This is a genomic window from Oryzibacillus soli, from assembly GCF_051594765.1.
Classification (GTDB): Bacteria; Bacillota; Bacilli; order Paenibacillales; family NBRC-103111; genus Paenibacillus_AR.
In genome coordinates this window covers 231,242-250,604 of the sequence record NZ_JBPPGJ010000006.1, presented here as the reverse complement: position 1 = coordinate 250,604, position 19,363 = coordinate 231,242, and the positions used below count along the sequence as shown (strand labels likewise).

Here is a 19,363-nt window from a genome sequence, read left to right as displayed (position 1 = left end):
ATCACGGGTCCACCCGCTCATAGACCTCCTCCAGCATCAGGCCATGCAGGATCACGTAACGGGAATCCGCTCCCTGCAGCTCCGAGATCCAGGTCTTAAAGCCGAAGAGGCGGTCATCCTTGAAGCGGCCGATGGTCCGGCCGTTCCATAGAGGCGACCCCTCCTGATGATAGCGTACCCCCATGCCGGGACTGGGGCGGTAATGGTCCGCTCCATTGGTGAACCTGTTGTCCGCTTCCCATTCGTATACCGGCAGCTGATAATACCGGACCATATGCACCACCGGAACGGCCGCTGCCCCTAAGAGCATAAGCAAACAGCAGGACAGCACCGCGGCCGTCCGGCTTACACGCCTCATTGCGGCTTCACTCCGTCAGACAAGCCGTCCAACCGCTCTCTGATCGTACGGAGGAGCAGCTCCTTCTCTTCCGGCGGCAGCCACTCCCGAAGCCGGGCTGCCGCCACCGGAAGGATCCAACGGTCCACCTCGGCCCATTCCATACCGGACACCCGCAGATAGTGCTTGATGTATTCCTTCGTCAGCTTCCGGCGGATTCCATTCACGAGAGCCGTCACCAGACGCGGCGTCCCCTCCGGCATCGTCCCGTAGGAGAAGAGCACGACGGATCGGGCTGCATCGCCGGCAGGATGGCCGGCCATGGCCGTCATCCAGTCGATGACCAGCACGCGCCCGTCCGGCTCCACCATCACGTTGTCCGGATGAAAATCACCATGGCACACCCGGTTCCCCACCGGCAGCCGCTCCAGCTCCTCCAGAATCCGCCTCTTCTCTTCTTCGTTCAGGAATGGGGCGCCAAGGATGGCTTCCTTCAGGGCCGGCTTCTGATTTCGAACGATCATGTCTGCTTCCAGGCCGTGCAGCTCGTGATGCAGAGCAGCCAGCTTCCTGGAATGCTTCCCCACCAGCAGCGGGAACCTGGTCATCCGCTTCAGAAGGGTTCCTCCCGTCACCCGCCGGAAGACAATGCCGTGACGGCCCTCCAGCATCACCTGCTCGTAGGGCTCCGGCGTAGGGATCCCGGCTTCGAATACGGCGCGGCTGAAGGCGAACTCCTCCCGGATGGCTACCTCCGGCATTTCTGATTTGTACAGCTTCACGATCCTGTCCCCGCCGGTCAGGTATATATCCGCCGTCCGTCCGGCACCGATCCGTTTCATGCCGTCCATCTCCCCGGCCATCTTCATCACTCTCCGTCACGATGTGAACATACAATGTCTCTTACCCCGGTCAGCGCTTCCACTCCCGCAGCTTCTGGTTGAGCTGGTCCAGCGAACGCTGCAGCTCCTCCATCCGGCGCAAGCCGGAATATTGGTTGCCGATGATTCCCGCAAACCCGATCACCAGGATGACGATCAATAGCAGCATCAGCGCTTCCATTCCGCCTCCGCCTCCCGCCGGGCTTCCGACCATGCAAGGGCGTAATCCTTTACGCTCCCGTATCGCATTTGCCGCTCCTCCTGAACCGCCCGGGCGGCAACCCGGTACAGCCGCTCTCCCGCCTCCCAGCTGCCGAAGGAACGGTCCGTCCCCCCGCCCAGCAGGCAAAAAGCCGCCGCCCCCATCCCGTACACATTGGTGACTCCATCGATCACTGCACCCCGCTCGAATTCCTCGGGGGACATAAACCGCTTGGAGCCCCACATCCGGCCCATCGTGTTGATGAGCGGCATCGGCTGATAATGGTCGATGTCACATACCATCAACCGATGGGTACCGAAGTCATAGAGGAGACTTCCATCGTAGAAATCCACCGCGGCATAGCCCTTCTCCTCGACGTAGGTATGAAAGGCGTATACCGTGTCCAACGCATTCAGTTTATGCTCCAAGTCGAGCCTCCTGAACCTCCAAAAGGGGGGATCCTCCCCGGAGTCCAGCTCTTCAGGCAGCGGTGCCCGGATGTACAGATTCTCGCCGGGAAACCATTCGAAGACGGCCGCATATCCACCCGGCATCTCCAGATCCGTGACCAGCCGCACCAGCGACGGATGGCTCAGTTCTCGGTACACCTGCACCGCCTGCTTAAGCCGCCGAACGGCTTCCTCCGGCTCACCGGAGCATCGGACGGTCCGGGCGCCTGCATACTTCACGAAGAGCCGCCGCTCCCCGTCCTCGACACCAAACGAAAGATTCCCCGAATCCTGAAGATCGAACACCCGGAATACCCGTCCAAGCGGCGCCAGCCATTCGAACGGATGATCCTCCTGCAGCGAAAAGGAAATACCGTCAACCGATTTTGCGATCATAGCCTTCCTCCTGCACCCATTCATCCATGTGGGTCTTCATCTCCTTCAGGGAACGTACGACGAACCGTTTCGGATAGAACGCATCCGTTCTGCCGAACACCTTGTCCCATTCGTAGCCGTGGTTCCACTGGAAGATCATCTTCCAGAGATTCCGGAAGCTCTGCCTGTAGTTCCAAGGTTCCACCCCGGTCCGGGACCGGACAAACCTCCGGACGATCCGGTAATCCCGAACCAGCACGTGCGGATTCAGAACGAAGATCAGGTCCGCTTCCCGGAACGTATCGCCCGTCCAGCCGCTGTCCACCCCTTCAATCACCCAGCTCTCCTGGCTCATGGCCGCCTTCAGCAGCGCATCCCGGATGGGAACGGGGTACCGCTTGTTCACCGGCGTGCTTCGGTCCCAGACCATGTTGTCCAGCTCATAGGCCGGCATTCCGTATTGTTCGGAGAGGATTCGGGCTGCCGTAGATTTACCGCTGCCGCAAGGGCCTATAATTCTGATTTTCATCGACAATAACACCACCTGTTCACATAATGTTAATAAACAGGAATAATCATGAACTAATTTCGTGAATGAACATTTACAAACATGAATAAAAGACGTATTCTTAACCTGCCGGAAAAAATTCCCAATGGAGATGATATCATGTTTATCGATGAACGCCATCAAGAGATTATGCGCCTGCTAGGAGAGCAGCACCGCATCTCGGTTGCGGAGATCGTACAGCGCTTCGGGGTTTCCTTGGACTCGGCCCGACGGGACCTGAGGATCCTGGAGGAAAAGGGCTTGCTGAAAAGAACCCATGGAGGCGCCATTCCGGCAACGGACGTCCGAATCAAGATTCCGGATCATTGCAGCGTTCGCGATATCGGCGAAGGTACCGTCCACTACAATGCAGTGGCACGGAAAGCGGCGGAGTACATCCGCAAGGACAACACCGTCTATCTGGGCTCCGCCTCGGTCCATTACCTGATGACCAAGTATCTTCCGTCCGACATCCCCTTCACCGTGGTCACCAACTCCATCGTCATTGCGGACGAACTGAAGCTTCGGGAGAATATCGAGATCTACGTCATCGGCGGCAAGATGCGCCGCAGAGGCCACATGGTGGATTCCCTGGCGGTCGAGTTCATCCGCAACATGCGCCTTGACCTCTGCTTCATGACGGGAGCCGGCTATTCGGCCAAGTTCGGCCTGAGCAACGGCACCCATGAAACGGCTGCGTTCCAGCGGGCGGTGATTGAGAGCAGCCGCAAAAATATTTGTCTTGCCACCCACAACAAGATCGGCTTCGAAGGGTTCGTAAAGGTGGTGGATGCCCAACGGTTCGATCTGCTCATCACCGATTGGGAGGCCTTGGACGAGGAGCTTACGGCCATCATGGATGCGGGAGTGGAGGTCGTGCTGGCCCCCGATCCGGGCGCTCCTACTCCAGCCCATCCAGCAGCGCCTTAACCTCCGTCAGGCTGCTGCACAGCCGGAATGCCAGAGCCTTCGTCGTCTCATCCGGCTGCTTCAGGTCCGGAACCATGATCGAGACCATCCCGGCCAGACTGGCCGCCCGGATACCCGCCTCCGAATCCTCCAGGACCAGGCATCTGCCGGGATGACACCCCAGCAGGGATGCGGCCTTCAGGAAGATATCCGGATCCGGCTTGGATCTTGTCACTTCGTCACCGCATACCATCGCTTCCATGTAAGGCGCGATGCCTGCCGCGGCCAGATGCCGCTTCGCCTTCGTCCGGTGGGTGGAGGTAGCCACCGCCCGCCGGATGCCGGCTTCCTTCAGAGTATCCAATAGCTCGAAGAGCCCGGGCTTGACGTTCAGTCCATTCTGCTCGATCCACTCTTCCGCAATGCGGACTCTCTGTTCATAGACCTGCTCCACCGGGAACGTTTCTCCGAATTGGCTCCGGTAGAACGCCTGCGTCATCGCGGCATTGGTGCCGATGGTCGACCTGAAGAGATCCATGGTGATCTCATATCCGAATCCCCGGGCCGCCTCCCGCCAAGCGTAGAAGGAGACGCTCTCCGTGTCGAGCATCAAGCCGTCCATATCGAAGATCACCAGGTCCAGCTCCGATTTCTTGCGCATCGGTTGTGCTCCCTCCCTTATTTCAACCGGTTCGACTTATCCGCGATATATAGGTCCAAGGCCTTGATGCCTCTGTGGGCGAGGCGGATAAAGAGCACTATGCAATAGATTCCAATTCCCAGCATCGACAAGTAGAACACGATGAATAGCAGGGGCACGACCCCTACCGGATCCCAAAAAAAATCCAATGTCTGAAACCTCCTTATACCAAAAAATCCGAGTGCGCAGGCACTCGGCTTAGGAACAGCAGTACGGGCACGAACCCATTTTACCACAATCATCCAGCTTTGGACAGAATGTTTGTTCGCCCTTGCAGAAGCTGATGGGCATCCCACATCTCGGCTTTCCTCACCGGACCTCCAGTTCAAACAGCGGGATCAGCCGGCCCTCGATGCTGGAAGGGGACACACCCAGACACACGGCGCCCAGCTTCTCGTAAAAGCCTCTTGCGTTCGGGTCGGAGAAGATATATAGCTTCCGGACGCCCTCCTGTCTGCACAGCTCCATGGCATGCTTCATTAGCGCTGTTCCCAGCCCTCTGCCCATATAATCCGGGTCCAGGAACACGTGGTCCAGCCAATAGCCCGCCTGCACGAAGGTACGCCCTGCCCAGAAGTCCGCATCCACCTTCCCGATGGAATAATACCCTGCCGTCCGTCCCACCACGTCCGCCAGATACACCCAGTGGTTCTCGATGTATTCCTCCGTAATGGTAAGCTCCTTCTCCCAGATGCGGAAATATTCCTCCGGATAGCTCCAAACTCTCTTGGCTGCGTAGGATATCTCCGTCAAGATCCGGCTGTCGCTCGACAACGCCCGGCGTATAACCATGCTGCTCCAGCCCATTTCCGTCCCCCCGAATGCCACCTTTGCCCCTGATTGTACCATATTTCCGAACTTCCAATCGTGACCAATTTGGGGACTATCCGGAGGGGGCTAAGCGCCGGTCCGGTCCGGCAGCCGGCGGAGAAATTCCTTTGTCGCGGAAGGCAGGGGAACGTCCCTTAGGTAGGCCACCCCGACCTGCCGCCGCGGAATCGGTACCCGTAGGGGAATCTCGAAGAGCTCGCCTGATTCCAGCTCCCGGCGCACGAAATCCAGGATGACATGGGCGATCCCGAAGCCGGCCCGGGCGAACTCCACCAGCAGGTCCAAGCTGCCGAGCTCAATCTCCGGCTGAAGCGGCACCCCCTGGCCGGCGGCATAAGCATCCAGGCTGGACCGGGAATGGCTTCCCCGCTCCAGTGTTAGAATCGGATAGTCGGTCAGCTCTGCCAGCGTCAGAGCATCCTCCTGCAGCCTCCGGTAAGAAGCACCGGCCACCATGCCGTCGCGGATCTCCATACATTTCCGAATCTCCAGCTGGCTGTCGGACAAGGGCAAGCTTACGATGCCCAGATCGATCCGCCCTGCCTTCAGAAGCGCCACCGTCTCCGGCGTCGTGCGGTTGGCCACCTGGATCTTGATCTCCGGATACGCAGCGTGGAACTCCTGCAGATAAGGCAGCAGAAAATGCTTACACAGCGTATCTCCCGCTCCCAGCTTGATCTCCCCGCTCACCAGCTGGTGCATATCCGCCAGCCGGCGCTCGCCCTCCTCCACCAGATGGAAGGCCTGCTCCAGATAGCGGAACAGGACCTCCCCTTCCGCCGTGAGCCTGACCCCCTTGGACGTCCGGAAAAAAAGCTGCCCGCCCAGCTGTCTCTCCAGCTGCTTGATGGCCTGAGTAACGGCGGGCTGCGAGATGAACAGCTGCTCTGCCGCTTTCGTGAAGCTTCCGGCCAAGGCCGTCCGGTAGAAGACCCGGTACCCTTCCAGATAATCCAGCATGTCATAACCTCCGCTTATATCAGATATCAGATATATTCATTTTTCTTATGTCAATATCCTGATTATACTGATGCTGTTCGAACATGAGCAAGAGGAGAGTGTTAACCGATGACGGTAACGGCAATCGTAGGAGCCAACTGGGGAGACGAAGGCAAGGGCAAGATGACGGATGTTCTGGCGGCAGAGGCCCGCTATGTGGTGCGGTATCAAGGGGGCAGCAATGCGGGGCACACCATCATCAACCCGTATGGTAAATTTGCCCTGCATCTTCTTCCGTCCGGGGTCTTTTATCCCGGCGTGTGCAACGTTATCGGCCCCGGGGTCGCCCTGGACATGGGCCAGCTCCTGGAGGAGCGCGACGCCTTAATCGGCCGGGGAGTGCCAGAGCCCCAACTCCGGGTATCCGACAGAGCCCAGGTGGTGCTCCCCTACCATCTGCTCTTTGACCGGCTGGAGGAGGAACGGCTGGGGGCACGCAGCTTCGGCTCCACCAAGTCCGGCATCGCACCCTTCTATTCCGATAAGTACTTGAAGCTGGGCATCCAGGTGGCGGACCTGTATCGCACCGACCGGCTGCAGAGCAGGCTCGAGGCCGCGCTCGAATCCAAAAACACCCTGCTGGCCCACCTGTACGGCCAGCCTCCGCTGGATTCTGATCGACTGATGCCGGAGCTCACCGCCCAGGCGGAGCGGATTAAGCCTTATGTCTGCGACACGACGGAGCTGCTGCAGGATGCTCTGGCCCGGGGGGAAACCATCCTGGCGGAGGGGCAGCTGGGCGCTCTCCGAGACCCGGACCACGGCATCTATCCGTACTCCACCAGCTCCTCCACGCTCGCCGGGTATGCCGCCGTTGGAGCCGGCCTGCCGCCGCAGTCCATCCGCCGCATCGTAGCCGTGACGAAGGCTTACTCCAGCTGCGTCGGCGCCGGCCCCTTCGTAACGGAGCTGGCCGGTGCGGAAGCCGAGGAGCTTCGGAGAAGAGGCGGCGACGCCGGGGAGTACGGGGTCAAGACCGGACGCCCCCGCCGGGTGGGCTGGTTCGACGCGGTGGCCACACGATACGGCTGCATGCTCCAAGGGGCGACGGAGGTGGCCTTGACCAATCTGGACGTCCTGGGGTACCTGGACGAGATCCCCATCTGCACCGCCTACCGCCTAGGCGAAAAGACCGTCAGCCGCTTCCCCGTAACGGCCGAGCTGGACCAAGCGCAGCCGGTGCTGGAGCATCTGCCCGGCTGGAGAACGGACATCCGGGAAGCCCGGCGCTTCGAGGACCTGCCGCCGGCGGCCCAGCACTATGTCCTGGAGCTGGAGCGCCGGATCGGCGTCCGCATCCGCTGGGTTTCCGTCGGCCCGGACCGCCAGCAGTTGATCGAGCGCTGAGCAGGCGCCGCTGCGGCTGGCATGCGCGCTGACCTGGCCCCGCTTCCCCGCCCTCTCCGTGGCGGGAGGCTGCGTAACGGTTGCTAGGATCGCTATTTGCCCCGTGGGAGGCGATTTCGGATTCTAACGGTTGCAGCAGCGCTTATTCATGACTCCGGCACGATCCAGCTCGTGCCATCATGCGAATAGCGCCTCCCACAACCGTTAGCCATCCGAACGGGCCTCCATCGGCCAAATAGCCACGCTCACAACCGTTAGCACCCTCCACACGCGCAACAATAATCGCAACGCCCGGCGACGGTCCGAAAAAGGGTGCGCTCCGCCCTCTGGCACGAGGCTCCCGCCGACGTACAGCCTGCGCAGCACCTACAGCGCGGGCGCCTACTCGCCTGCACCAAGCTCCGCCCCCGCTTCCGCTGCGAGCAGCGGAGACTGCATCCCGCTGTCCCGCGCCACCGCCCCCCTCACGGCGCACAAACAAAGACGCCTTCATCCCCTTGGGGACGAAGGCGTCTTGTTGTACGCGCCCGGAACCGGGCGGCGCGATTATTTTTTGTTCTTCGCCAGGATGGCGTTGGCATCCTTGCGGAACTTGGCGGCAGCGTCTTCGACGGAGATCTTCTTGTAGAGGATCTGCTCGCTGATATCCTTCAGAAGCTTCTCCACCTCAATGGAACCGACCGGGTTCGGAGGATCCATCGGGCTGGAGTTCTTGTCAGCCCATGCTACATAGTCGAATACCTTGGCTTCAGCAGGGGACAGCGTCGGCTTCAGAGCATCCTTCACCTTGGAGGAAACCGGAATACCGCGGTCCGCCTTGATGATCTTGTTCGCTTCGACGTCGTTGATCCAGTAGCTGATGAACTTGGCGGCCTCTTCCTTCACCTTGGAGTTCTTGGTGATGGAGAAGTACATGGACGGCTTCAGGTACAAACCTTTGTTGGCATTCGGACCCGCCATCGGAAGAAGCTCGATTCCTTCGCGCTTGGCAGCGTTCACGAGGCCCAGGTACTGGTTGGACCATTGGACGGAGGAGATGGAGTTGCCCATAACCATTTCGTCCTCTTCCGGGGTGCCCTTCTTGGTAGCTTCCTTGTCCAGGGTCAGCAGCACGCCGGAATCATACCACTTCTGGTAACGCTTGAAGTATTCCACGAACGGCTTGTCGTCGGAGTAGCCCAGCGCAGTGCCGTCTTCTGCATACATCTTCTGGCCTTGCGTCCGCAGGTAGTACGGGAAGAATACGTCATGGCGCATGCCGCCCATGATCTTGCCCGCCGCCTTGGTCTTCTCGGCGATCTTGTCCAGATCGTCCCAAGTCCAGCCTTCCTTCGGTACGTCAACGCCGATCTTCTTCAAGAGGGTGGTGTCCATCATGGTGGACAGCGCGTTAACGCCCAGGTTCATTGCGACCAGCTTGCCGCCGACTTTACCGCCGGACAGGGCGTTCTCGCTGACGTCAGCGACGTTCAAGGAGCCGCTCTTGATGTAGGGGGTCAGGTCTTCCAATTGGTCCCGGCCGCCGTATTGGGTCAGGTAGGAGACGTCCATCTGGATGATGTCGGGAAGTTGGTTGGCCGCCGCTTGGGGGGCAAGCTTCTTCCAATAGTCATCAAAAGGTGCGTATTCCGCTTCGATGGTCACATGCGGATTCAACTGCTTGTACATCTCGATAACCTTCAACGTATAATCGTGGCGGGATTGGCCTCCCCACCAGGCAATGCGGATTTTGACGGGCTCTTTCTTGTCAGGTGCCTTCGTAGCTGCTGCTGTACCTGCCGGAGCCGCACTGCTTGCGGATTTATCATTCTTGTCGCTGCTGCCGCAGCCTGCAGCTGTTACCAGCAAGGCTGCAGATACCAGTGCCGTTATTGTCTTTTTCACTTTCATTCCTCCCCCGTAATAGGCGCTTCGTTTGTTGAAAGTGCTTACAGTCCTTATTATCCCCGATTTCGCCACCGTTTTTAATCCAAAAAACCGTCATCCTTGTTTAAAAAACCGAGTTGTGAGGGGGATTTCATATATTCGGAGGGGGTGCATCCGACATATTTTTTAAACACTTGGCTGAAATATTGGGGGTTGTCGCCGAATCCCAGCTGTTCCGCCAGCTCGAAAATCCGGATATCATCCTGCCGGGCGATCCGTTCAGCCGCCTTCGCGACGCGCATCTTGATCACATAGTTGGAGAACTTCTCCCCCGTCTCCTTCTTAAACAGCTTCCCGAGGTAATCGGCATTCATATAGAGCATCTTGTGCGCCACCCAATTGAGCGACAGCTCCGGGTTCCCCAGGTGCTCCCCGATGATGTCCAGCACCTTGTCGATGATGGCCGAATGCTTGGTCCGGTTCTGTTCATAAAAGCGGAGGGAGATCTCCTTCGCCACTCCCTTGAACAGCTGCTGGATGCCCTGCAGCGTATCCAGTCCGAGCAGCGGCACCAGCTCCGCCATGTACCGGTTGATGTTCTCCTGTCCGGACAAGCGGATGACCGCCGTGTAGGTCTGGATCACATAGGATTTGGCCGTATGCATGTCGAGCCGCAGCTCCGCCAGCTGCCGGAAGAACCGGTCCAGCTCGGCCTCCGCGTCCTCCCAGTGGCCGGATTTCACGGCCAGCAGCAGCTGTTCCTCGTCGAAGATCAGCTCCTTGGGCACCCCCGTATCCGCAATCTCGATATCCCGGGCCGTGATCAGGCTTCCCTCGCCCAGATAGAAGCGGTGGTTCAAGCACTCCAGCGTCTGCTTATACAGCCTGCGCGTCCGGGACATCTCTCCCGGCTCGCTCAGCGCAATGGTCAGATCGATCTTGTAGTACTGCCGGAAAGTATCCCGCACCTTCGACAGCCGCTGCAGCAGATCCGAGGACGGGCCTTCGTCCTCCAGCAGAATCAGCACGTGCTCGCCCACCGTAGAGCTGAGCAGCGGGCGCTCCAGAATCTCCTCCGCAATATTCTTGACCGCGAACAGATGCTCGAACTCGAAGCTCCCCTCCAGCTGAAAAAGCGCCAACCGGACTTTACGGCCGTCCACCTTCAAATCGAACAGCTTACAATAATATTCCCAATCCCGGCTTCCATATGTCTTATTGGTCACGAATTCCTTCAGAAATTGTTCCTTCACGTGGGGCATGACCTTCTCCAGACCGTACTTCAGGTTCTGAATGAACTGCTCCCGCCCCTCCGTCTGCCGGAGCTCCTCCACGACTTCCCGCAGCGCCTCTTCAATCTGGTTCTCATTGCAGGGCTTCAGCAGGTAATGGCGCACCCCGTACTGCATAGCGGCCTTGGCGTAATCGAATTCACTGAACCCGGACAAGAGGATGATCTTGATCTCAGGATGCCGCTCCCGGATCTTCGCCGCCAGCTCCAGTCCGTCCATCCCCGGCATCCGGATATCGCTGATCACGATGTCGGGCGCGGACTGTCCGATGAAGTCGAAGGCCTCAAGCCCGTTGCGTGCCGTACCGGCCAGCTCGGTGCCGCAGGCTTCCCAGTTGACGATACGGGAGATGCCGTTCAGGATGATTTTCTCGTCGTCGACGAGGAGTACTCGGTACATCACGAATCACTCCGTTCATAAGGGATTAGGATGGAAACCCGGGTTCCCCGGCCCGGCTCGCTCTCGATCTGGAGGCTGTACGCCTCCCCGAAGGCCAGCTGGAGCCGGTCCCGGATATTGGACATTCCGATGCCATTGCCCTTGGATTGGACCTCGCCCCGGGCCACCCGCTCCAGCTGCTCGGGAAACATGCCCGGTCCGTTGTCTTCCACGCTGATCATTACCCCATCCTCGCGCTCGTAGGAGCGGATGGAGATCGTACAAGGGTCCACCATGTGCTCCAGCGCATGGACGATGGCGTTCTCCACCAGCGGCTGGAGCGTCAGCTTGGGGATCGGACAGGAATAGACAAGAGGCGACACATCCTGCTCGAACACCAGCCTGTCCTCGAACCGGGTCATCTGGATCGTCAGGTAGTGGCGGATGATATCCAGCTCCTGGCCCACCGTGATGATGGATTGCTTCTGGCTGATGGAGCTGCGCAGCAGGAAGCCCAAGGATTCCACCATCCGGGAGATCTGCTGCTGGCCCGCCACCTTGGCCTCCCAGTTGATGGATTCAAGGGTGTTGTACAGAAAGTGGGGATTGATCTGCGCCTGGAGCGCCTTGAATTGAGAGTCCTTGATCGTCAGCTGCTTGGCGTAGTTCTCCGTAATCAGCTCGTCGATCTGCTGGATCATGATGCGGAAGGTCCGGTGGAGCTGGCCCACCTCGTCCTTCGGCAGCGGGGTCCCCGGTGCCGGCTCTTGAAGATCCGCCAGGGTGAAGTCCCCCTTCTGCACCTGCTTCATCCGCCCGATCAAGCCTTCGATGGGCACGGTAATATTACGAGCCACCCGCATGGCGATGACAATCATCACCACCAGGCTGATAGAGAAGACGATAACCAGCATGCTTTTCATCCAGACGATCCGTTCGAATATGGTGTCAAAAGGGATCGTGCTGTAGTACGTCCACCCCGTATAGGGAGAATTCACCCGGGACACGAAAACCTGGTGGCCGTTGATATGCTTGATCTCATAGCCGGAGCCGGGCTGGCTCGCCGTCGCGGCAAGGGGCCACGGAGTCTGGCTCGTCCCGCGGGGATAGATGTATCGGGACCCGGCCGCGATCTGCAGCTCACCTGAGCCAACCTCGGTGCCCCGGAGCACATCCTCGGCGATCTGGCTCAACCGAACCCGGATGGCCACCACGCCCAAGGTCTGCAGGTCCAAGGACAGGTTGGAATTGTAGGAGCGGACTAGCCGGACGGCCAACAGGCCGGTATCCGAATCCTCCGGGTAGACCCAGGCCATGCCGCCCGAAGCCGCGTTGGCCGCATCCCAGATGTCCTTCTTCATCTCCTCGGTCCAGTTCGGCACCCGGCCGCCCGTGTAGACATAGCCCTCGAGATCGAACAGATTGGCGGAGATGGCGTATTTTTCGGTGCCGGCAAATTGGGCGAGGCGCTCCACGGTTTTCTCACGATACTTGAACTGCTCATATTCGGAAGGCGTATTCATGACCTCGAGGAGCTTGGTCTGGATGGTCGGGTCCGTCACGATGTTGAAGGTCAGGTTCTCAATGCGGCGCAGCTCGTTCTCGATGCTGCTGGAGGACAGATTCAGCACCTGGGAGGACTTGCCGTACAGCTGCTCGTCATAGATGGAATAAGCATATTGCAGCACTGTATAGGTCATGGCGTAGCTGAAGGCCATGATGAACAGGATCAGAACGAAGAGCTTATGCTTGATTCTCATGTTCCGGAATAAGGGGCCGATGGAGAAGAGGGAGCGTTTCAAGGGATTGTCTCCTTTCCGGGTCCGCGGCTGCGGTGCCTTCGGACGCTCCTATCTTCTTCAACGGAAGACCCCCTAATCCTCCTTGTCAGAATCTGAGATACATCCGGAGCGGCTGGAGCCCCAGCTCCTTCAAGCTCTCGGCCACCAGCTCCGCCACGCGTATGCCGCCCAGCTCATGGAAGTGCGTATTGTCCTCCACGCCGTTCGGATGGTTGATATACTCTCCGGGCACCGCCCAGAGGAACAGCTTCTTGGTCTCCTCCGGCCCCAGCTCCTCGAACAGGCGCCGGCTCTTCTCGGCCAGATCCACGAGGGGAACGCCTTCCTCCTGCGCCAGCTCCCGCATGGCCGTCAGATAGTCCCCGTGGGTGTCGATCAACCGTCCTTCGGCATCGAAGAAGCGCCGCTGAACCGAGGTGACCAGCACCGGAACGGCTTGGCGGGACCGGGCGCCGTCGATGTAAAGCTTGAGCGTCTCCTTGTAGGTGGTGAACGGATCGGTGTGACGCTCCTCGTCCGCCTTCTGGTCGTTATGGCCGAACTGGATCAGGAGGTAATCCTGGGGCTTCATACGAGCCCAGATCTTGTCCAGATGACCCTCGGAGATGAAGCTCTTGGAGCTGCGGCCGGACAAGGCATAATTGGCGACGGCGACGTCAGCCTTGAGCCACTTGGGGAGCATCTGTCCCCAGCCGGTGTACGGCCACCCTTCGGCCGGCTGGTCCGTCACGGTCGAATCGCCTGCCAGGAACAGGGTCACGGCTGTGTCCCGCGGCGCGATCTCCACGGCGTTCACCCGAGGGGCCAGACCGCTGAAGGCCAAGCGGAGCTTGCCGTCGGTCACCCACACGGAGAAGGCATGGGTCGCATACTGCCCGGCGGAGGTGCGGTGCTTCAGCACCATGAGACGTCCCTCGCCGGCCTTCACGGTGGTTTCGGTCTCTGTGATGTCGTCTCCGGCCATCAGGGTCACCTGGTAGGTGCCGTCCGGAACGTCCACGAGGAACACCGCTTCGAGCGGGATGACGAAGTCACGCTTCAAGGCTGCAGCGGATTCTCCCCGGTCCTTAGCGTAGACGCGGCCGGCACCGGCAACAAAACCGCAGCCTGCGGTCGGATCGTAGACGGTATCGGCCGTGATCTTCGTATACCCTTCTGCCGCGCCTGCGGAGGCGGTGCCGAAATCGAATTTGAATTCTCGCTTCATGATTGTTGTCTCCTTTGTTTCTGGAATTATACGGCAATTGAGCTTTGAACAGGATACCCCCATTGTATCGGCCTCCCGTCTCCCCTACAATGCAAAAAACAGTGTTCCTCTGTCATTTATTCGGGAACCGGACGACCCTAAGTACCACCGTTCAGGTTGAAAAAAAACAGCACCGGACGTATCCAGTGCTGCTTCTGATTGATCCGGTGGTGTCCTGCTCCCTCATGCAGGCATCTCCCCTCCGGACGAACCACATCAGGCGTCCATACCGGTCAGCGCACTTCCCTTTTCCAGCGCTCGTGGCTGCTTCTGACCCGGTTCCACAGGGCGTCCCGGTCGGCGGAGCCGTAGCGGACCAGCGGCTCCCGGAACACGGTCCCCAGCGCCTCCAGCCAATTCCGCTTGGACTCCAGCTCCACCGTGGCGGCACCGTCCCGGCTCCAGCTTCTCCACACGCAGCCCCGCAGCTCATTCATCCCGTCTTCGTTCCTGAGCCGCAGCAGGAACACATCGGCCCAAGGCGACTGGGGGGAGCGGCTGTAGAAAGCATGGTTCTCATGGAAGACCGACAGGTCGGTCACCGCCTCCGGCGCCACGTCTACTCCCGTGTACGAGACCTGTGGGTCGTGCACCATGCGCCAGCCGCCCATGACGGCGGCAGAGTCTTCAACCCGGTAGGTGAACGGCCCCTGAACGCAGCTTCCTGCCTTCAAGGGGAGCGGCTCGTAAGGCATATCGCCCAGCCCCCCATCCACGATCCATCTCTCGGTCCCTCCGTCTTGCCCTTCCAGCTCGACGGTCATGCCCAGATGAAAGGAATCCACGCGGGGCTCCTTCCCAAGCGGCTGGACGCCAGCTCGGTGCCAGGCAACCCGGTACCCGAGTGTCCGGAGCAGCGTGCCGAAGGCGCCGTTCAACTGAAAGCAGTACCCGCTGCGGTTGGAGAGGATCAGGCCGACGGATTCCTTCACGTCCATGGTGGCGGGCCGGCCGGCATAGATATCCAGGGTCTGCCACGGAAGGTGCGACACATGAGCCCGGTGCAGCTCGAACAGAAACGGCAGGCTTGGGGCTTCCATGCCGGAGATGCCGATCCTCCGCAGGTAGGCCAGAGTCTCTTCACGGGTGAGCAACATATAGACGCGTCCTCTCCTTTTTTAGACGATGCTAGATTTGCTTCCAGCTGATGACGTATTCCGTCTGTCCGTTGGGGAGCCCGATGCCCGGGTCAGTCTCCGACCAAGCGCCGTCCAGCCCCAGCTCCCGGCAGGCCAGCTCGAAATGGCACATGGCTATGCCCATGTCAATCTGCTGCATGACCTCACTGTACCGAGGGGTATGCGCCAGATAAAAGTGGACCGCCTTCCGGTCCTCCGCCACCACCAGCCGCCAGGGCTGCTTGTTGGATGCGGAGGGTCCCAGCCGCACCATCTCGACGGGAACCGCCCATGGTCCGGCCAGTTCCTCGGTCAGTATATTACCGAAGGAGCCAAGGCAGAACAGCTCGCTCCATTCCTTCTTCTGATCCGCCTTCACCATATAGCGCATGGCGGATTCCAGCAGCCCCTTCTGCTCTTTCGTATACCCGGCGGGCGTGATGCAGGGGATCCATTCCCCGTCGGCCAGCTCCAGCTCCTTCTCGAAGGAATTCCGGTTGAAGGTGCCTCCCATCCAGCAGGTGCCGATGCCCATTTCCGTCAGGGCCAGAATCAGGCGCTCGAACGCCCAGCCGAAGTCCAGCAGCTCCTTCCTCCCTTTGCCGGTCATGATGCCGATCAGATAGGCCTTCGGGTTCCGGATGATGCCATACGTGCCCAGCTTGACGCCCTTATCCGACACGTCCTTGGTGACCCGTACCAGCTCCACTCGCACTTGGGTACCCAGCGGCCCCTTCAGCAGGGCGTCATCCCGAAGGGTTGCCTCCATCCGCCGGTAATCCTCCGGGGTGACCGGGACGTTCTCGAAGTTCCGCACCGACCGGCGCACCCGGATCACGTCGAGGATACTCTTGGTGCCGTTAACCGCTTGCTTCATCGTCATCAGCTCCGCTCCATCTTCATCCATATCTTCCTCATTATGCGGAAGCCCGGGAGGCCCGTCAAATGGAGGTTCTGCAAACACTCGGTCAACCCGACTGGCCGTCACCTGAAGGGGCTCTGAAGGGACTTCCCCACCGCGAAGGGTCACGGGTTAGCTCTGCCGTCGGATCAACGGCATATTTGCCCCTCGTTCATCCTGTTCCCCTTCAGCGGACGCGATGAACGGTATTTTTGCCTTTCATCAGGTGGCGGGAATCCCCATTCTCACTCTATAGGGTGACAAGCGGCATATTTGCCCTTGATCTCAGACTTTGTGATCGAACCGGGCAACCAACGGCATTCATGCCTTTGGCTGGATTACGCTTCGGCCCGGAACCGTGCTTCCCGCAGAGAAGGTACAAAAAAGGCCGAACCGGCAAGCACCGGTTCAGCCCCATCGATTCGGAAGCGCCTCGCTATAGGCGTCCCGCCGTTCAATCCTCATTCGCGCCCAAGTACTCCGCGTACCGATAATACGCTGTGGCCCGCTCAGAGCCGGACCCGGGACTGACCGCATAGAGTCCCAGAGTCACGCCCGTGAAGCCCGAATCATACTCGGAGGATAGGTGGCAGGCCGGCAGCGCGCATAAGCGGGTCCAGGTCTCCCCGTCACCGGAGCAGAGGAACTCGTAGACCTCCGCATCAGCCCGGATGGCCAGCCGAAGCGGAGCGCCGTCCGATCCCGGGGAGACCGGGGCCACGGCCTCCGTGCGGACCTCTCCCCGGACGGACGACGCCACCGTGACGGCTAACCCGCCGCCCGGCTCCTCCGCCTGCCCCAGCGTCAGCGTGTAGTGGGTCCGGTCGCTGATGCGGACCGCCAGCCCCGCCCGGTCCCCTGCCTGCAGCGGGCGAAAATCCATCGCCGTCTCCAGCCGGGCCCGGCGGTGCTGCTGCCTGCGGCAGAGGTAGTGCGCCGCGTGTCCGGCCCCGGCGGACAGCGTGTCCCGGCCCCCGGCCAGCGCGAGCCACCCGGGCCGCGCTGCCAGGGACACGGCTCCCGCCTCCGGCTCCCGGCGCACATAACACCACTCCGGACCCAGCTCCTGGTCCGGCGAGAATACCGTCCGATGCACCGACGGCGCATCGGCATCATACCCGGGCGGAAGCCGCTCCGGCAGCTCTTCCGCCTCCATCAACGCTCCAACGGTGCCCTCGTTGGAGTCCACCATCGGCCACCCGTCCTCCGTCCAGGTTACCGGGGCCAGGAAGGTTTCCCGGCCCAGTACGCTGTAGCGTCCCTCTACCGGACGGGTGCCCAGGAAGAAGGCCCACCAGCCGCCCCGGTGGTCCTCCACCAGCTCCGCATGCCCCAGATTCTGGAACGGATGCTCCGGCAATCCGTTATGGGTCAGCATCGGGCGGGACATCGGCTCGAAGGGACCGTAGGGCGAAGTGCTGCGGCCCACGATCTCCCGGTGGTCCTTGCCCGTACCGCCCGAGGCGGCGATCAGATAGTAGACGCCATGGATTTTGTACAAGTGCGGGCCTTCGCACCATACGCCGCCGTCCCCGTGGAAGATGGCCACCGGCTCCGACCGCGCTTCCCCCGTCTTGATGTCGATCTCGTACTGAATGATATGGGAGTCGAGCCCCTCCCCCATCTGGGTGGTGACATACACCTTCCCGTCGTCATCGAAGAAGAGGGAGGGATCGATATTGCCGTGTGGCACGGGCACGGGGTCCGACCAAGGGCCTGCCGGGTCTGACGCCGTCACGTAGAAATTGCCGATGCCCCGAACGTCCGTTGTAATCATGTAGAACGTCCCGTTATGATGGCGAATCGTCGGGGCGTAGATGCCTGCGGAGCTCTTGCGGCTCAGAAGGTCCACTTGGCTCCGTCGGGTCAGCACATGGCCGATTTGCCGCCAAGTCACCAGGTCCCGGCTGTGGAACACCGGCACGCCCGGGAAGTATTCGAACGTGCTGGTCACCATGTAATAATCCAGACCCACCCGGATGACGCTGGGGTCCGGATAATAGCCCGGCAGCACCGGATTCCGATACTTCATTACAATCCCTCCCTTAAATTCGGTCCCGCAGGCTGAAGCCGGCGCACTCTCCGTCCTTATCCGCAACCGGAGGCTTCTCCGGTCCCGGGGTGCGGGTCGGACAACCGGCGGTCTACCGGAAGTCCGATATTTTCCAGAACGAGCCCTTGGGCTGATGGTTCACGTCGAAGACGAAGGGCCAGTTCTTCCGGCCGCGGACCGGGAAACCGTCCAGCCAGGTGTAGTCGTCCGAGGCGCCCCAGAAGGTCACGGCCGTCAGCACCTCCTTGTATTCGCGGAACAGGGCGAACACCTTCTCGTACAGCTCCTCCTGCCGCTCCACCATCTCCGGCGTCGGCGCCAGAAGGTCCGTCCGCCGGTCTTCGAACTCGAAGACGGAGAGGTCAAGCTCGGTGATCTGCAGCTGCAGCCCCAGGGCAGCATACTGCTCGACGGCCTCACGGATGGTATCCAGCGACGGGCCATACAGGTTCCAATGCCCTTGCAGCCCCACGCCGTGGATCGGCACGTCCCGCTCCTTCAGCCCGCGGACCAGCCGAATAATCTTGTCCCGCTTCTCCGGTTGGCACTCGTTGTAATCGTTATAGAACAGAACGGCCTGGGGATCGGCGGCATGGGCGAACTCGAAGGCGTTGGCGATGAAATCCTCTCCGATGAGATCCAGCCACGGGGACCTGCGCAGCCAAACGTCCGCCTTGTCCTCCACCGCCTCGTTCACCACATCCCACGCGTAGGCAATGCCCTTATAGCGTCCCACGACGGTGTCGATGTGGTCCTTCATGCGGGCCAGCAGCGTCTCCCGGTCCGCCGGCCGCCCATCCTTGCCGGCGAATACCCAGTCCGGCGTCTGGTTGTGCCACACCAGCGTATGCCCGCGCAGCTTCATGCCGTGGGCCGCAGCGAAGTCCGCGATCCGGTCCGCCGCCTCGAAGGTGTACACGTCCTCCTCCGGATGGACGCGCTCGAACTTCATGTCGTTCTCCGCCGTAATGCTGTTGAAATGGGCCGTCAGCACATCCTTCTGAGAGACGATCGTCTCCAGATTAACGGCTGCCCCGATGTCAAAATACTCCCTATACGTATCCCGCAAAGCGGGGACCGGTTTCTTGTCCATCTGTTGTCACCCAGCTCCTCTCTCATTCCATACACCT

General features: G+C 60.4%; 19 protein-coding genes. 2 read left to right on the top strand and 17 right to left on the bottom strand.

What is annotated here, in order from left to right; all coding sequences use genetic code 11:
* Position 1: 1 nt before the first annotated feature.
* The 5 genes from ACSEXW_RS10470 to ACSEXW_RS10450 are packed head-to-tail and all read right to left on the bottom strand — an operon-like array spanning position 2 to position 2,773.
* On the bottom strand, positions 2-358 hold the full coding sequence (locus ACSEXW_RS10470; protein WP_438446079.1) for a hypothetical protein: 357 nt from the start codon (positions 356-358) through the stop codon (positions 2-4).
* Positions 355-1,200, bottom strand: coding sequence for a phosphotransferase enzyme family protein (locus ACSEXW_RS10465; RefSeq protein WP_438446078.1), 846 nt, complete (start codon positions 1,198-1,200; stop codon positions 355-357). The genes ACSEXW_RS10470 and ACSEXW_RS10465 overlap by 4 nt, the downstream gene beginning before the upstream one ends.
* 49 nt (positions 1,201-1,249) lie before the next feature.
* Entirely contained in the window at positions 1,250-1,399 is a 150-nt protein-coding gene (locus tag ACSEXW_RS10460; protein ID WP_438446077.1) for a hypothetical protein, read from the bottom strand.
* A complete protein-coding gene (locus ACSEXW_RS10455; RefSeq protein ID WP_438446076.1) occupies positions 1,387-2,265 on the bottom strand; it encodes a serine/threonine-protein kinase in 879 nt (292 codons plus the stop codon). Before ACSEXW_RS10455 ends, ACSEXW_RS10460 begins: the two co-directional genes overlap by 13 nt.
* Entirely contained in the window at positions 2,246-2,773 is a 528-nt protein-coding gene (locus tag ACSEXW_RS10450; RefSeq protein WP_438446075.1) for a P-loop NTPase family protein, read from the bottom strand. The genes ACSEXW_RS10455 and ACSEXW_RS10450 overlap by 20 nt, the downstream gene beginning before the upstream one ends.
* Positions 2,774-2,911: 138 nt before the next feature.
* On the opposite strand from ACSEXW_RS10450, the gene ACSEXW_RS10445 reads away from it, so the two are divergent.
* Positions 2,912-3,721 (top strand): DeoR/GlpR family DNA-binding transcription regulator, encoded by an 810-nt coding sequence (locus ACSEXW_RS10445; protein WP_438446074.1) that lies wholly within the window; start codon positions 2,912-2,914, stop codon positions 3,719-3,721.
* Here ACSEXW_RS10445 and ACSEXW_RS10440 read toward each other — a convergent pair.
* The 4 genes from ACSEXW_RS10440 to ACSEXW_RS10425 all read right to left on the bottom strand — a co-directional run bounded on the left by ACSEXW_RS10440 (position 3,693) and on the right by ACSEXW_RS10425 (position 6,191).
* The gene (locus ACSEXW_RS10440) at positions 3,693-4,361 is read right to left on the bottom strand and encodes an HAD family hydrolase (RefSeq protein WP_438446073.1); all 669 of its coding nucleotides are present in this window, start codon (positions 4,359-4,361) and stop codon (positions 3,693-3,695) included. The two genes, ACSEXW_RS10445 and ACSEXW_RS10440, sit on opposite strands and share 29 nt — an antisense overlap.
* A gap of 17 nt (positions 4,362-4,378) precedes the next feature.
* On the bottom strand, positions 4,379-4,549 hold the full coding sequence (locus ACSEXW_RS10435; RefSeq protein ID WP_438446072.1) for a hypothetical protein: 171 nt from the start codon (positions 4,547-4,549) through the stop codon (positions 4,379-4,381).
* Between the two features lie 160 nt (positions 4,550-4,709).
* On the bottom strand, positions 4,710-5,207 hold the full coding sequence (locus ACSEXW_RS10430) for a GNAT family N-acetyltransferase (RefSeq protein WP_438446071.1): 498 nt from the start codon (positions 5,205-5,207) through the stop codon (positions 4,710-4,712).
* Positions 5,208-5,297: 90 nt separating this feature from the next.
* A complete protein-coding gene (locus tag ACSEXW_RS10425) occupies positions 5,298-6,191 on the bottom strand; it encodes a LysR family transcriptional regulator (protein ID WP_438446070.1) in 894 nt (297 codons plus the stop codon).
* A 108-nt stretch (positions 6,192-6,299) separates the two neighbouring features.
* Between ACSEXW_RS10425 and ACSEXW_RS10420 the strand changes: the two genes are divergently transcribed.
* Positions 6,300-7,577, top strand: a complete 1,278-nt coding sequence (locus tag ACSEXW_RS10420; RefSeq protein WP_438446069.1) for an adenylosuccinate synthase — start codon at positions 6,300-6,302, stop codon at positions 7,575-7,577.
* A gap of 546 nt (positions 7,578-8,123) precedes the next feature.
* On the opposite strand, the gene ACSEXW_RS10415 is transcribed toward ACSEXW_RS10420, so the two are convergent.
* From ACSEXW_RS10415 to ACSEXW_RS10380, 8 genes are all read right to left on the bottom strand, one after another.
* On the bottom strand, positions 8,124-9,461 hold the full coding sequence (locus tag ACSEXW_RS10415) for an ABC transporter substrate-binding protein (protein WP_438446068.1): 1,338 nt from the start codon (positions 9,459-9,461) through the stop codon (positions 8,124-8,126).
* Between the two features lie 80 nt (positions 9,462-9,541).
* Complete coding sequence (locus tag ACSEXW_RS10410) at positions 9,542-11,134, bottom strand: response regulator (RefSeq protein ID WP_438446067.1); 1,593 nt, start codon at positions 11,132-11,134, stop codon at positions 9,542-9,544.
* A complete protein-coding gene (locus ACSEXW_RS10405; RefSeq protein WP_438446066.1) occupies positions 11,134-12,915 on the bottom strand; it encodes a cache domain-containing sensor histidine kinase in 1,782 nt (593 codons plus the stop codon). The genes ACSEXW_RS10410 and ACSEXW_RS10405 overlap by 1 nt, the downstream gene beginning before the upstream one ends.
* Before the next feature lie 85 nt (positions 12,916-13,000).
* On the bottom strand, positions 13,001-14,122 hold the full coding sequence (locus tag ACSEXW_RS10400; protein ID WP_438446065.1) for a rhamnogalacturonan acetylesterase: 1,122 nt from the start codon (positions 14,120-14,122) through the stop codon (positions 13,001-13,003).
* Positions 14,123-14,394: 272 nt separating this feature from the next.
* A complete protein-coding gene (locus tag ACSEXW_RS10395; RefSeq protein ID WP_438446064.1) occupies positions 14,395-15,258 on the bottom strand; it encodes an arylamine N-acetyltransferase family protein in 864 nt (287 codons plus the stop codon).
* Positions 15,259-15,289: 31 nt separating this feature from the next.
* Positions 15,290-16,186, bottom strand: a complete 897-nt coding sequence (locus ACSEXW_RS10390; protein WP_438446063.1) for a nitroreductase family protein — start codon at positions 16,184-16,186, stop codon at positions 15,290-15,292.
* A 448-nt stretch (positions 16,187-16,634) separates the two neighbouring features.
* On the bottom strand, positions 16,635-18,212 hold the full coding sequence (locus ACSEXW_RS10385; RefSeq protein WP_438446062.1) for a glycoside hydrolase family 43 protein: 1,578 nt from the start codon (positions 18,210-18,212) through the stop codon (positions 16,635-16,637).
* A gap of 112 nt (positions 18,213-18,324) precedes the next feature.
* Positions 18,325-19,326 (bottom strand): endo-1,4-beta-xylanase, encoded by a 1,002-nt coding sequence (locus ACSEXW_RS10380; protein ID WP_438446061.1) that lies wholly within the window; start codon positions 19,324-19,326, stop codon positions 18,325-18,327.
* Positions 19,327-19,363: the final 37 nt, after the last annotated feature.